The 13,807-nt window shown below is 65.2% G+C and carries 9 protein-coding genes; 3 read left to right on the top strand and 6 right to left on the bottom strand.

Translation table 11 applies throughout. The features are described from left to right. Window positions 1–50: 50 nt before the first annotated feature. The 3 genes from HZB53_09735 to HZB53_09725 are packed head-to-tail and all read right to left on the bottom strand — an operon-like array spanning window position 51 to window position 2,605. Window positions 51–950 (bottom strand): ParB/RepB/Spo0J family partition protein, encoded by a 900-nt coding sequence (locus HZB53_09735; protein MBI5877921.1) that lies wholly within the window; start codon window positions 948–950, stop codon window positions 51–53. Next, on the bottom strand, window positions 947–1,738 hold the full coding sequence (locus HZB53_09730; GenBank protein MBI5877920.1) for a ParA family protein: 792 nt from the start codon (window positions 1,736–1,738) through the stop codon (window positions 947–949). The genes HZB53_09735 and HZB53_09730 overlap by 4 nt, the downstream gene beginning before the upstream one ends. A gap of 21 nt (window positions 1,739–1,759) precedes the next feature. Beyond that, a complete protein-coding gene (locus tag HZB53_09725) occupies window positions 1,760–2,605 on the bottom strand; it encodes a ribokinase (GenBank protein ID MBI5877919.1) in 846 nt (281 codons plus the stop codon). A gap of 217 nt (window positions 2,606–2,822) precedes the next feature. Between HZB53_09725 and HZB53_09720 the strand changes: the two genes are divergently transcribed. After that, on the top strand, window positions 2,823–4,535 hold the full coding sequence (locus HZB53_09720) for a thiamine pyrophosphate-requiring protein (GenBank protein ID MBI5877918.1): 1,713 nt from the start codon (window positions 2,823–2,825) through the stop codon (window positions 4,533–4,535). A gap of 87 nt (window positions 4,536–4,622) precedes the next feature. On the opposite strand, the gene HZB53_09715 is transcribed toward HZB53_09720, so the two are convergent. Beyond that, window positions 4,623–6,308 carry a hypothetical protein gene (locus HZB53_09715; GenBank protein ID MBI5877917.1) on the bottom strand — a complete coding sequence of 562 codons (1,686 nt, stop codon included), beginning with the start codon at window positions 6,306–6,308 and terminating at the stop codon, window positions 4,623–4,625. Between the two features lie 654 nt (window positions 6,309–6,962). Here HZB53_09715 and HZB53_09710 point away from each other — a divergent pair. Further along, window positions 6,963–8,969 carry a phospholipid carrier-dependent glycosyltransferase gene (locus HZB53_09710; protein ID MBI5877916.1) on the top strand — a complete coding sequence of 669 codons (2,007 nt, stop codon included), beginning with the start codon at window positions 6,963–6,965 and terminating at the stop codon, window positions 8,967–8,969. Then, window positions 8,966–10,960: a glycosyltransferase family 39 protein gene (locus HZB53_09705; protein MBI5877915.1), complete on the top strand. Its 1,995-nt coding sequence runs from the start codon at window positions 8,966–8,968 to the stop codon at window positions 10,958–10,960. Before HZB53_09710 ends, HZB53_09705 begins: the two co-directional genes overlap by 4 nt. A gap of 7 nt (window positions 10,961–10,967) precedes the next feature. Here the strand turns inward: HZB53_09705 and HZB53_09700 are convergent, their stop codons facing one another. Together HZB53_09700 and HZB53_09695 are read right to left on the bottom strand one after the other, a co-directional pair. After that, a complete protein-coding gene (locus HZB53_09700; protein MBI5877914.1) occupies window positions 10,968–12,071 on the bottom strand; it encodes a cyclic nucleotide-binding domain-containing protein in 1,104 nt (367 codons plus the stop codon). 14 nt (window positions 12,072–12,085) lie between these two features. Beyond that, window positions 12,086–13,387, bottom strand: a complete 1,302-nt coding sequence (locus HZB53_09695; GenBank protein MBI5877913.1) for an alkaline phosphatase family protein — start codon at window positions 13,385–13,387, stop codon at window positions 12,086–12,088. Between the last annotated feature and the right edge of the window lie 420 nt (window positions 13,388–13,807).

Genomic DNA, 13,807 nt, shown 5'->3' with positions numbered 1-13,807 from the left:
TTTACAATCGGTGTGCGGCTGAAGCTGATGTTTCACGTTTTACAACAGGTTCAGCGATCGGTTCCGATAATCCGGTCGTGAATCGACTGCAACTCTTCGTCCGAGAAGAACTCGACGATCAGCCGCCCACCCCCCGAACGATGCCGCACCAGCGTGACCTTGGTGCCGAGCGCGCGGCGAAACTGCTGCTCCAGATGCCGGCCCTGCGGATCACGCGCACTTTCCTCCGGATCGTCGGTTCGACTGCGCGTGCTGGATGTCTTGGCCGGCGTGCCAAAGGTCTCGGCTTGCCGCACCGACCAGCCATCGTCGATAATATGCTTGAGCAGTTTACGCTGGTCCGACTCCGACTCCAGGCGCAGAAACGCGCGGGCGTGTCCTTCGCTGATCTGCCCTTCGGCGAGCACACGCTGGATCTCTTCCGGCAATTTGAGCAGGCGAACCGCATTGGCGACCGCGACACGGCTCTTGCCCACACGTGCCGCGGCCTGTTCCTGCGTCAACTGGAAATCATCCATCAACTGGCGGTACGCCAGCGCCTCTTCGAGCGGGTTCAGGTCGGAGCGCTGGATGTTTTCGATCAGCGCCAGTTCCAGCATCTGCTGTGTGCTGGCCTCGCGCACGACGACTGGCACGACCATCAGGCCGGCCAGCTTCGACGCCTGCCAGCGCCGCTCACCCGCGATCAACTGGTAGCGCGGCGTAGCATCGACCTCGCCGGTGCGAATCTGCATGACGATCAGCGGCTGGATCACGCCGTGCTCGCGGATCGACTCGGCCAACTCGTGCAGGGTATCCGGCGCGAATCGCTGGCGCGGCTGGCGCGGGTTCGGCACGATCCGATCAATGTCGATGGTCTGCACGCTCCCGCTGCTCACTGTGCTAGGAGTGCGGGGTTGCGGGATCAGGGCATCCAAACCGCGTCCCAGTCCAAGCCGACGGTTGCTCATACACGCTCCTGCGCAACCGGCTCACGATCTGTGCGCTCGATCAGTTCGACCGCCAGCGCGCGATAGGCTTGCGCGCCCGGAGTAGTCGGTGCGTAGGTGATGCCGGGCTGGCCGAACGACGGCGCCTCGCTAAGCCGGACGCTGCGCGGGATCAGCGGGCCGAAGACCCGATCGCCGAAGTGCCGGCGCACCTCATCGACCACCTGCTGTGACAGATGGGTGCGGCTGTCGAACATTGTCAGCACCAAACCCACGATGTGCAGGTCTGGGTTGAGGCTGCGCCTGACCGCCTCGATTGTCGATACCAATTGCGCCAGACCCTCCATCGCCAGGTATTCGCACTGCACTGGCACGAGCACGCCCTCGCTGGCCGTCAATGCGTTTAGAGTCAACAGGCTGAGCGTCGGCGGGCAATCGATAAGGATGAAGTCGTATGGTGCTGAAAGTTGTCTCAGCATCTCACGCAATCGGTACTCGCGCGTTTCCTCATTGACCAGTTCTACTTCGGCACCCGCCAGCGCGGCGTTCGCCGGAATCAGGTCAAGCCGCACCCAGTTCGTCAGTTTGATGATCCGCTCGGCCGGCACATTGTCCATCAGGCAGTCATAGATCGACTGATGGACGGTGCGCTTGTCGACGCCGAGCGATGACGTGGCGTTGGCCTGCGGGTCCATATCGATCAACAGAACCTGCTTGCCTCTTTCGGCCAGCGCCGCGCCCAGATTGACGGCTGTCGTCGTCTTCCCGACGCCACCTTTTTGATTGGCGATGCTATACACACGTGTCATAATTAGTAAATTGAATGAGATCTAAAATGTTGGGTGTGTAGCCAGCCAATTCTCCACGGTGGCCCGATCGGGAATTGAGGAGATGCCACGCCCTTCAATCGAGAACGATGCGGCGACGTTGGCAAAGCGCGCCGCTGCAAACGGATCACGGTGATCCACATACGCCGATAGGAATGCGGCCGCGAACACATCACCCGCGCCGGTCGGGTCGACCACGCGCGCCTCGCGCGGCGACAGCCACCGCCCCTCGTCACGCTGAAAGACCAGCGCCCCGTGCCGCTCCAGCGTCAGCACGGCCAGCGGCGCCGCGCGCGTATATGCGTGGATGCGATCCCAATCATGCCCGACGTCTTCGGGGCTGAAGATGAGCACATCGACCTGCGAGAGCACAGACAGCGCATCGGGCCAGTCGCACGGGCGCACACGGCCTTCGGCATCCCACTGGCGCAGCCAGCCCTGCGGTGTCAACGCCACGAGCGAGCCAGGAAACTGCCGCGCCAGCGCCGCATCGCATTCCTGCGCGATGGGACCGAGGTGCACAATGCGCGCCGCGCGCCAATCGGCCGGCACATCGGCGAACGTGAGCGTGTCGGCGTGCCCGCGCAATACCTGCACGCGCCCGCTGTCGGTGTACGTGTTCTGGAACGTCGTGGACTGAGCCGATACCGTGTTGTGCAGCGCAATGCCCGGCAGGGCCGCCCGCACCTCCGCGCCGAATACGCGATCCGCGGCAGAAACAATCGCGACGTGCAGCCCGAGCCGCTGAGCAGCCACCGCGGAGTACGTTACCGTGCCGCCGATCGTGTGACCATCCGGCGTGATGTCTTTGGCGATGTGTCCGATGACGAGATAGTCCGGGGCGGTCATGGCCGTATTTTATCAGGATTGGCAGTAAAGCGGAAGTGCCGGAATTGTTGCGCCGCGACGTCCATCCACGAAGAAGCACGAAGGGGCACGAAACCCGTCAGCAGCAATTCCACTCCGAACAATTCAGACGCGCTTTGCATAGCGCTGAACGCACGGCTATAATCGCCTCGTTGCGGCAGCGCTTTCCAACATCCGACCTGCCGCGCGGGACACAGTCATGAGCGAACCCAGCATGCCGCGCACCGTCGCCGAAGCATACCTCGCGCACTTAAAGCAGCGCGGGGTCGATTACCTGTTCGCCAACGGCGGCACTGACTTTGCGCCACTCGTCGAAGCGTATGCGCGTGCGCCGGAATCGGGTCTGACGTTCCCGCAGCCGATCGCGGTCGCGCACGAGAACGCCGCCGTCTGCATGGCGCTCGGATACACCATGGTCACCGGCAGACCGCAAGCCGTCATGGTGCATGTCAGTGTCGGCACGGCCAACGCCGTGCTCGGCCTGATGAACTCCATGCGCGACCGCGTGCCGCTGTTGATGACCGCCGGGCGCACGCCGCTATTTGAGGAAGGGCGCTTCGGTTCGCGTGCGTCGTACATCCACTGGGCGCAGGAGATGTTCGACCAGGCCGGCATGGTGCGCGAGTTTGTGAAGTGGGACTACGAACTGCGCGACGGGCTCAACGTCGAGCAAGTCGTGGACCGTGCGCTGGCGATCGCCACCGCAGCGCCGGCCGGGCCGGTCTATCTGAGCCTGCCGCGCGAGGTGCTGGCGCAGAGCGCCGAGCCGCGCGTGCGCTCTCTGCCGGGGCATGCCGCCACGCCGACCGCCGCACACCCCGACCCCGAGGCCGTAGTCCGCGCCGCCGCGCTGCTTGCACAGGCCGAGCGGCCGCTGATCGTAACGATCGCCAGCGGGCAGGACCCGCAGACCGTCTCGATGCTGGCCGAACTCGCCGAGCGGTTTGCACTGCCGGTCGTCGAGGCACGCGCGCGTTTCATGTGCCTGTCGCCAGCGCATCCGATGCACATCGGCTTCGACGCCGCATCGGCGCTCGATGAGGCCGACGTGGTGCTGGTGCTCGAAGCCGATGTGCCATGGATGCCGAACCTCGAACGGCCGGATGCACAGGCGCAGATCATCCACGCGGGAATCGACCCGCTGTTCAGCCGCTACCCGATGCGCAGTTTTCCCTCCGACCTGTCCGTCACCGCACCCATGCGCGCATTCCTGCCCGCGCTGACGCGCGCGATGAAAATGGCATCGGCCGGACGAGACGCACAGATCAGCGCGCGGCGAGAGCGCGCCGCGGCGTGGCGCCGCGCCGCGTGGGGGCGTTACGCCGACGAGCGCGCGCTGGATGAGCGCGCTGGCGGGCCGATCAGCAAGGTGTGGCTGAGCCGCTGCCTGAACGACATCAAGCCACCCGATGCGATTCTCGTCAACGAGTACTCAGTCCAGCGGCCGCACATCGACTTCACACAGGCCGGCACGTATTACCAGTACCCGCCGATCGGCGCGCTTGGCTGGGGAGTGCCGGCTGCGCTCGGCGCGCAGATGGCCGCGCCGGATCGGCTCGTCATCGCGACCGTTGGCGACGGCGCATACATGTTCGCCAACCCGGCCGCCTGCCATCAGGTAGCCGCCGCGCAGAAGCTGCCGGTGCTGACGATTGTGTGCAACAACAGCCGCTGGGACGCCGTGAGCGATGCTGCGTTGCGCATGTACCCGCAGGGCGCGGCGAAGCAGACGGGGAACGCGCAACTCTCGTCATTGTCGCCCTCACCGCGCTTTGAGCAGTACGCCGAGGCATCGGGTGGCTACGGCGAATGCGTCACCGAGCGCGCCGAGCTACCGCATGCGCTGGCGCGCGCGCTGCGCGTCGTGCGCGAGGAACGACGGCAGGCGCTGCTCAACGTGATCTGTGCATAAAAACACGCTCGTCGCGCAGAACAACAACGGCACAGAGCAACCTGCAAGCGCTCTGTGCCGCTGCCCCGATTTTGATCTGCCGCTCGGCTACGCCATCCACTTCGCGTTGCCGAGCAGGATGCGCACCTCGCTGTTCCCGTTGCGAATGACGGTGCCCTTCTCGAACGGCTGCACCGCGCCGCGCATACCCTGCTCGTTGTCGATCGCAAAGCCGATCGCGGCGTGGTCGCCCCCCAACCGTTCACGCCAGACTTTGCCGAACCCGCGCTTCGGCTCGATCAGGCCGGGCGGCGGCGTGAAATAGCCTGCTTCGGGCTCCTCGCTGTTCCATGTGTCCGGATACGCCGACCACGTGCCCCACTGCAGCAACGCCGTCACCGATTTGTTGTCCGCGCGGTAGATCATCAACCCATTCTGGTAGTGCTGCTCCGCGAGGAACGTATCAGATGGGCCACGGGTCGGACAGCCGAGCAAAGCACGCAAACTCGGATCGCTATTGAAGCGCGCCGCGAACCAATCGGCCGGCGGCGTCGGACACGGCGGCAGTGTGGGAACTGGTTGCGGCGATGGTTGTGGTATCGGCGTCGGTGGTGGCGGTGGCGGCTGTGGCGACGGTGGCGGCGTCGGTTGTGGTGGCGGCGTCGGTGGCGGCTGTGGCGACGGTGGCGGTGGCGGCTGTGGTTGTGGCGTCGGTGGCGGCTGTGGCGACGGTGGCGGTGGCGGCTGTGGTTGTGGCGGTGGCTGCGGAGTCGGTTGTGGCTGCGGCGTCGGTTGTGGTTGCGGTGGCTGGTTCGGCCACCAGCCATCGGTCGGCGGCTGGCCTTCATGCGGCGGTGCCACAAACTGGCCGTTGACCGCGACCGGGCGCAGCGGCGGCTGCGGCCGCAGCATCGTACGCCGGAGCGCATCGCGCGCCTGCGGCGCTGGCTCGTCGTCGTCGCCCAGATCAAACGAATACCAACGGGAGTTGTCGGAACCGAAACAGTAGATGCACGAGCCGACGACGTAGTCGTCCTTCTGCATCTCGTTGTCATACCAGATCAGGTTCGCCATGTAGTCGTTGACGCTGACCTGATTGAAACGCACGAAGTCCTTGTAGCCGAGTTTCTTGATCCGGTTGCCATCGTCATCGCGGTAGGTGTCGTTAATGACGCCGCCGTCAATACCGTTCTCGGTAATGATGATCGGCTTGCGCGCCGCCGGGCCCAGCAAACCCCAGACGCGCCGGTAGCGCAGCGCGAGGTACGCGCCTTCGCCGCCGGCCACGAGGTTCTCCTTATGGATGCGGTCCAGCGTCGGGGCGTCGTACTCGTGCAAACCGATGTAGTCGCTGGCGGCTGCGCCGTCCTGGTAGTACCGCCACATCTCCAGCTTCGGCACGCCGGTCGAGAAGTTGTACGCGATGGTCTTCAGCCCCTCGCGGTGCATGAACTCCGCGAAGTGGACGTGAAACTCGTTGAACAGTTTGGCTTCGTCGGGGTTTTGCGGCTCCAACTCGTTGTACGACTCCCACGCTTCGTACAGGCCGCGGAAACGATCGGCCATACCGAGGATCTTATCGGTGTAGGCGCGCGCATGCACACGCGGCTGCTGGTAGCGCTGGTCGCCGGTGAACAGGCGGCCGATCAGCATGGTGCCCGGCGAGGCCTCATGGCACGCTTTGATCGTCCCGAAATCGTGGTCGAGGAATTTCACGATGCGCGGTTTGGCGTCGCGCACGAAGGGTACGAGGTGCGACGAGGAACGGTTGGCGTGCAGTCCGAGCTTGGTCATCCGGGCCTCCTTTGGCCGCTGTGTGGTTCCGATCGCCTGCTGAGGCTAAATATATCAGTATTTTGGGGCACCCGCCAATGCGGGTACACGCTGGGGTATAGCGCCAAACTGTTGGAGATGGTGCAGATCGTCATGCCGGCATGATGGTAGCCGGCATCCACTCCAACCGGAATTTTAGAGCGATTTCCTGATCAATTGATGGTACTAACACAACGTAACGTCACTCCGGCGAAAGCCGGAGTCCAGGAGTGTGGACTGGATGCCGGCTTTCGCCGGCATGACGATCTGGGTGCCTTTGGCGCTATGCACCATCTATCCAATCGGAATCTGCTCTAGCAGCCTGTCGGAGAGCCAGTCTTTTTGACCGCATCTTGTGGTTTGGAGATCGTTATTGGCGCTGCGACCACAAAATGCAGTCCTCTCCGACAGGCTGCTAGGCTATCGCAGCACTACGTTTGAGTGGATTCCGGCGCTGGTCGGCGGCTTCGCGCCGCCGACCGTTTAGCGTCCGCCGGCCTGAAGCCGGCGGACAACGACGTGCCGGAATGACTGTCTGACCGTGCGGTCCCGACACTTTTGCGGTATACCCACACGCTGCCCGCGCCCGCTGCCTTTGGGTTTTGTCCCTGTTCACGGTACAATCGCGTCTGACCGATGCGTAACCTGACTTTTCGCGACGGACTGCTACTCGTCGCCCTGACCGTGCTGGCGCTTGCGGTGCGTCTGGTCCAACTGGACAGCGTACCACCCGGCCTGCACCACGACGAGGCGCAAAACGGCCTCGACGCGCGCTATTTGCTGGAATCCGGCGAGCGCCCCATCTACATCGGCACGCGCTTCAACGGCGAGCCGATACTCCAGTACGCCATTATGGTAAGCGAATCCGTGCTGGGCATGACACCGGTTGCGGTGCGCTTCCCAAGCGCCCTGTTCGGCGCGCTGACGGTGCCGTTGCTTTATCTGCTGGCGCTCGAACTGTTCCGGCAGGGCGGCGCCAGCGCGCGCGCCGCCACACGCCAGGCTGCCATTGCCGCTTTTGTGCTGGCGACGATCTACTGGCACGTCAACGCCTCTCGCGAGGGCTACAAGCCGATTCTGGTGCCGTTGTTCAGTACGCTCTCGTTCCTGCTGCTGCTCTACACGTTCCGCCCGGCCGGCGGCGCGCGTCCGACCGGTTGGCGCGACTGGATCTGGCCGGTCTCAACCGGCATCGTACTGGGCGTCGGCTTCTACACCTACCCTTCGATCCGCTTCATGTATATCATCGTCGCGCTGTACGTGCTGCTGGTACTGTGGCGCGACCGCGCGCAGTGGCGACGCCCGTTCGCGCGCGCGAGCGTGGCCGCCGTGGTGGCTGCACTCGTATTCGCGCCGCTGGCGTTCTATTATGTTCAGCACCCGGCCGCCTTCTTCACCCGCTCCGACCAGGTCGCCGTCTGGGCGACACGCCCGGGGCAGATGACCGAGGCGATCATGGAGAACGCCGGCAAAGTCGCCGGCATGTTCATCGTCGCCGGCGACAGCAACCCGCGCCACAACCTGCCCGCCCGCCCGGCGCTTGACTGGGGGTTGTCCGCTGGATTCCTGCTCGGGCTGGCGCTCGTCATGCGGCGCGCAACCCGGCCGCCCTACCTGCTCGTGATCTTATGGCTGCTGATCATGCTCGTGCCATCGGTCGTCACTGAAGCGGCGCCGAACTTCCTGCGCACGCTAGGCGCGGCGGCGCCGACCGCGCTGCTGATCGGCTGGGGGCTGGGCGCGGTCATCGACCGAGCGCAGCGTATCCCGCGTCTGACGCCGGTTGCTCTGCTGCTGGTGAGCGCACTGCTGCTGGCCTCGGCTGCGCAGTCGCTCAATGCGTACTTCAACGTCATGCCCCGCGACCCGCGCATATGGTACGCCTTTGACGTTGGGCTTGTGAAGATCGGCGATGTGGTGCGCGGCCTGCCGGCCGGCGAGCGGGTGTATCTGTCGCCGTTCGACAGCGGCCAGGCGAGCATTCAGTTTGCGCTGGGCGCGGCGCGTCCGGATTTCAAGTGGTTCGACGGGCGCAAGTGTCTCGTCGCGCCGCCGCCCGACCGCCCGGCAACGATGCTGATTGTCAGCGAGGACTTCCGCACGCTGGGCCACCTGCGCGAGTACTGGCCGCAGGGAACGGCCACGCGATTGGCCGACGACTTCGCCGGCAAGGAGTACCTGTCGATGTTTCGGGTGCCGGCACAGGTATGGAACAACGTGCCGCGTGCGGCAGTCGGCAAAACCTTCGGCGGCCAGATGACCTTGACCGGCTATACCTTGCTGGCCGACCGGTTGGCCGCCGGGCAAGGCATTCCGACCGTGCTGTTCTGGCGCGCGCAGCAGCCGATGCAGACAGCGTACACCGTATTTGCGCAACTGGTCGGCCCGACCAACCCGCGCACCGGCACGCCGCTGTGGGGGCAGTACGACAACCAGCCGTGCGCCGGCGGCTACCCGACGACACGCTGGGACCCGGCGGAGACGCTCGTCCACGATTTCCTGATCGTTGTGGACAAAGAAACCCCGGCCGGAACGTACCAGATCGTCGTGGGCGCGTACGACCTGAAGACCGGCGTGCGGCTCACACTCTCGGATGGTAGCGATCATGTGACCATCGGCCCGGTCGAGGTACAGCGCCCGTGAGCACACCAGCCGTCACACGCCGCATCGAATTGGCGCTTTATACCGGCATCCTGCTCGTCGCACTGGTCCTGCGCATCTATGATCTGCGCGCCGCGCCGCCCGGCGCACAGCACGACGAAACATTCTCGGCCAACTTCGCCACTCAGATCATCGACGGAGCGCGGCCACTTTACTGGGATCAGAACGGCGGGGTGTTGCCCCTGCACGCCTATCTGGTCGCGCCGTTTTTCGCCCTCGCCGGCGCTGACATCGTCAGCCTGCGCATGGTTTCGGTCGTGTGCGGGCTTGCCGCGATCATCTTTACCGCGCTGGCCGCGCGCCGGCTGTTCGGGGTGTTTGCCGGGCTGATCAGCGCAGCGCTGATGGCGGTATCGCACTGGCAGCTATTTGAAAGCCGCGTCGGGCTGGAGCCGGTGACCCTGCTGATGATGGCGGCACTGATCGCGTGGCTATTCAGCGTCGTGTTTGTGTCGTCGCCACCCGGATCCACATGGCCCCAGCGACGACGGGCGGGCGTCATCGCACTCGGCGTCGCAACCGGCCTCGCGCAGTACACGTACCAATCCGCGCCGCTGATTCCGTTCAGCATCGCTGCGTACGCCGGCTATCTCCTCGTCTGGAATCGCGCGCGCTGGCATGCGCAGTGGCGTGCCCTGGTGGTCGCGCTGCTACTGGGCACTGTCGTTGCCTCGCCGATGGTCATTCACGTGCTGACCACCACCGGCGATGCGACCAGCCGCTCGGAAGATCTGGCCGCCGATATGCGCGCGGCGCTGTCCGGCGACGTAGAGCCGCTGGCTCGCAACATCGCCGGCGTGGCTGGCATGTTCGCGTTTGCGGGGGACCCCTCGTGGCGTTACAACCTTGCCGGCCGGCCCGTCTTCACCCTCGTGATTGGCCTGCTCGCGTACGGGGGGCTGGCGCTCTGCGTGCGCCGCTGGCGCGATCCACGCTTCGCTTTCGTCGTGATCTGGATCGCCAGCAACGTCATCGCCAGCGCGGTGACGCGCGCCAGCCCGTCATATCTGCGTAGCAGCGCCGCACTGCCGCTGATCGTCATGCTGCCGCCGCTGGCTCTGGATGCCGTGCGCGGGCGACTGCCATCCGCGCGGCGCGCGTGGGCGGTGGCGTTCACCGCGGCGCTGGCGGTGCTGCTGGCCTGGGAAACGACGAGCACGACGGTGGACTACTTCACACGCTGGGCCACCGATGCGCGGGTGCGCACGATCTATCGCGCCGATCTGGCCGAGATCGCCGCTTTCCTGGACACGCAGCAACCGGCCGGCACTGTCATGCTGTCGGCGCGCTACGCGGCCGACCTCGACCAGAACGCGCTATACCTGATGCAGGCGCGCAAGCAGCGTTTTCAGTGGTTCAACGGCCGGCGCGTGCTCGTCCTGCCGGACGACCGCAGCGGCCGGGGGGTGAGTTACTTCATTCCGGCAACAAACGAATCGCTGAGCGACGGCGCGGGACTGCTCAAAACGCTCGCAACCCAGGCGGGGCCGCCCGACGAGCGGGGCAAGCCAGCGTTCATGTTGTACCATCTGCCGCCGGATGGCCTGCGCCGTCTGCGGACGCCCGCGCCGGCCTACCCGCTGCATGCCAATATGAACAACGAAGTCGAGCTGGTGGGGGTTGATGCGACACCCACCGGCCACCACCTGCACGTTTTGCTCTACTGGCGCGTGCTGCGACGAATTCCCGGCGATCTCAATCGCAACTTCTTCGCGCACCTGGTAGACAGCGACGGGCGCCGCTGGACGCAGGAGGATCGCTCGGCGTACCCAACCTCGTCGTGGCAGGATGACGACCTGGTCTGGCAGTGGTACGATCTGGCGCTGCCGGCCGATGCGCCGGCAGGGAACTACTCTGTGGAACTCGGCGTATACGACGCCAACGCGCCCGGGCAACCGCGCTTGCGGGTCATTGACGCCACGGGCGTGCCGGCCGGCGACGCCGTGCGCGTCGGGCCGTTTGCCCTGCGCTAAACGCGACTCACGCGGCGTCGCCGCCAAACGAGTCAGCAGCCGCCAGTGCCTTCTGCACGATCTCGACAAACTGCGGGTACACCAGCAAGAAGGCGCCTACTATGCGCGGGTCGAACGCTTTGCCGGACTCGCCGACAATCTGCTCGCGCGCCTGCGCGGTCGGCCAGGCCAGCTTGTACGGGCGCACCATCGTGAGCGCATCGAACACGTCGACCACGGCAAATATGCGTGCCGTCAGGGGAATATCGTCGCCGCGCAATCCGCGCGGATAGCCGCGCCCATCCCATCGCTCATGATGGGCATAGACCACATCGAGCGCCGGCCGCAGGAATTCGATCCCCTCAATGATTCGCTTGCCCCAGGCCGGGTGCAGGCGCATTTCCTGCGTTTCATCAGCCGATAGCGGGCCGGGCTTGCGCAGGATCGTGTCGGATACGCCGATCTTGCCGATATCGTGCAATAGCGCGCCCAGCCGCAGCGAGTGCAGTTGCTGCGCCGGCAGCGCCAGCGCGTCGCCGATCGCCAGCGAGTAAGTGCTGACCCGCTCGGAGTGGCCGAAGATCGCTTGGTCGCGCAGGTCGAGCGCCTGCGAGAGCGCCGCCAGCGTGGCGTTATAGTTGCTCTCCAGCCGCCGATTGGCCTCGGCCAGCGCCTCGAACTTGTTTACCAGCTCTTGCACCCGCACCGAATCCGACGCGCGCAAACGCCCGGTTAACAGGCGGAGAATCTCATACAGCGCGGGCGGGTGGATCTGCAACGCTTCGAGCAGATCCGAGCGCTGCAACTCCAGTACGACCAGTTCCGGGCTCGACGCGCGCACGGTCGCCGAGCGCGGCGAATCGTCGATCAGCGCCATCTCGCCAAACGGCTCGCCTGCGCCGATCCGCGCAAGCACGAACTCCTGGCCGTGATGGTCGATGACGATATCGACTTCGCCGGACGCAATCAGGTACAGGCTGCGGCCGGAATCGCCGTCGTGAAAGACGATGTCGCCGCAGCAGTAACGCTGCTCGGAGGCGCGCGCGGCGAGCGCATCCAGCAAGAGCGCCGGCAGCGTTCTCAAGAGCGGCGATTGCCGCAGGGTGGAACGGACTGACTCGAAAGAACTCATCGGGCGGCTCGTGATCAGGCGTCCAGCCGCGCAGCGATCAGCGGGACGAGCATCTCCTGGGCGTCGAGCGCGCCGTGCCGGCCCACCAGCCGCGGCGGCTCATTGCGCTCCCAGAGGATTTGCTGGCCGCGCGGCAGCAGAATCAGGTCGCCGATGCGGTAGCGTGTTTCGGGCGCCGGCTTGCCGCCGCCGAACAGCCCGGCGCGCAGCGCCTCTTGCGAATCCAACACGACAAACTGGCGCGACAGGTTCTTGGCCAGGTAGGCGCGCACGGCGTCGGCCTCGCCGTTCCGCACCGTCAGGTACGGCGCGCGCGGGTCGCCGGTATAGTTGAACTGCAAGCGGTCGCGCAGGGCTGGATGATCGCGCAGGTAGATCGCCTGGTCGGCCGGGGTATCCACCTGGCCGTGATCGGCGGTCAGCAGGAACAGCGTCCCCTCGCGCGCTTCGGGCGGCAGCTTGCGCAGGAACTCGCGCTCGAACGTGTAGGCCAAGTTGTCGATCTCGCTGGTAATCGTTTCCGACGACGGGCCGTACAGGTGCGAGAGCGTGTCGATCTTACTCCAGTAGGCGACAAACAGTGCGCGCTCCAACGGGTGCTGCTTCAGCCAGGTGCGCAGCACAATCCACATGTCGGTCGAAGTGACGAATCCGCGCGTCTCCTTCTGCCCGCGAATCTGCACGCGCGAGAGTGCGCTGCGCGTGTAGGCCTGCTCGATCAGGTTGAAGACCGGCACGTCATAGCGCGCCAGCGTCTGCGGCAGCGACGGCACGGGCAGGAAGCTGTCCGGATCCAGCCCCCCCGCCAGCAACTGCTCGTGGCCCTGCCGCTCGGTCGCCGCCGGATTGAAGCCGATCATCTCGGCGCGGACGCCAAACTCGCGCAGGAACATCGTGTAGCCCATGAAGCCGTGCTCGGCGGGCGCGTAGCCCGACCAGAGCGCCGTCAACGCGGCCGTGGTCGTGGACGGAAAGACCGATGTCAGCGGGTGCAGGCTGCCGCCGCCGCGCAACAGCGCGTGAAAGCCGTTGTCTGGGTTGCGCTCCAGCGCGTGCGCGAGACGGCCATAGCCCATGGCATCCACAATGACCAGCACGACACGCTCCACACCGCGCATGTATGGACGGATGATCGAGGGATCGAGTGGCGCGGTGTGCATTTTGCCGCCAAACATCCGCACAATCGACGCCGGGATGTTAACGATCGAGCGTCCGCCGTAGCTGGGCACGACGAAGCTCTGCGGCAGGCCGAGCGATGCGAAACGCAGCTCGCGCTCCTGCAGAATCTGATTGCTGACCGAGTCGCTAAGAGTCATAGACGGACAGTTGTTGTATGCTGTTGCCGGCTTCGGGGAGGATTGGATGCTGCTGCGTCAACGATCGCCGGAGAGGAAGCGCTTGCGTTCGCGAAATGTTCGCAACACTATAACACGAAGCTTCGCGTCGCGCAATCACGCCGGATGCCGGGCAGCAATTCTCAATTTGGCATTGGACGGGTACTTTCCAATAGCGGCTTGTCATGCGCTGGTCCTCAGGTGTTTATCACGCAAACCGATTCGACGAGTAAGTAATGCTGCCCTCCCCCGACCCCCTCCCAACTTCGTTGGGAGGGGGAGTGATTCGATGGGGAGGTGCGCGGCGGCTGTGCCGCCGCGCACCTCCCCATTCACTTTTCCCCTTCTCCCCCGTGCGCGGGGGAGAAGGGGCCAGGGGATGAGGGGGCAGCTTGGTGGCCA

The sequence above is a fragment of the Chloroflexota bacterium genome (genome assembly GCA_016235055.1).
In the GTDB taxonomy this organism is placed as follows: Bacteria; Chloroflexota; Anaerolineae; order JACRMK01; family JACRMK01; genus JACRMK01.
This window is presented reverse-complemented; position numbering and strand designations above follow the sequence as displayed.

Coding starts and splice junctions, on each gene's coding strand:
- HZB53_09725 (MBI5877919.1), bottom strand. CDS start 2,605: ATGACCGCCCCGGACTATCTCGTCATCGGACACATCGCCAAAGACATC.
- HZB53_09715 (MBI5877917.1), bottom strand. CDS start 6,308: ATGACCAAGCTCGGACTGCACGCCAACCGTTCCTCGTCGCACCTCGTA.
- HZB53_09695 (MBI5877913.1), bottom strand. CDS start 13,387: ATGACTCTTAGCGACTCGGTCAGCAATCAGATTCTGCAGGAGCGCGAG.
- HZB53_09700 (MBI5877914.1), bottom strand. CDS start 12,071: ATGAGTTCTTTCGAGTCAGTCCGTTCCACCCTGCGGCAATCGCCGCTC.
- HZB53_09735 (MBI5877921.1), bottom strand. CDS start 950: ATGAGCAACCGTCGGCTTGGACTGGGACGCGGTTTGGATGCCCTGATC.
- HZB53_09710 (MBI5877916.1), top strand. CDS start 6,963: ATGCGTAACCTGACTTTTCGCGACGGACTGCTACTCGTCGCCCTGACC.
- HZB53_09720 (MBI5877918.1), top strand. CDS start 2,823: ATGAGCGAACCCAGCATGCCGCGCACCGTCGCCGAAGCATACCTCGCG.
- HZB53_09730 (MBI5877920.1), bottom strand. CDS start 1,738: ATGACACGTGTGTATAGCATCGCCAATCAAAAAGGTGGCGTCGGGAAG.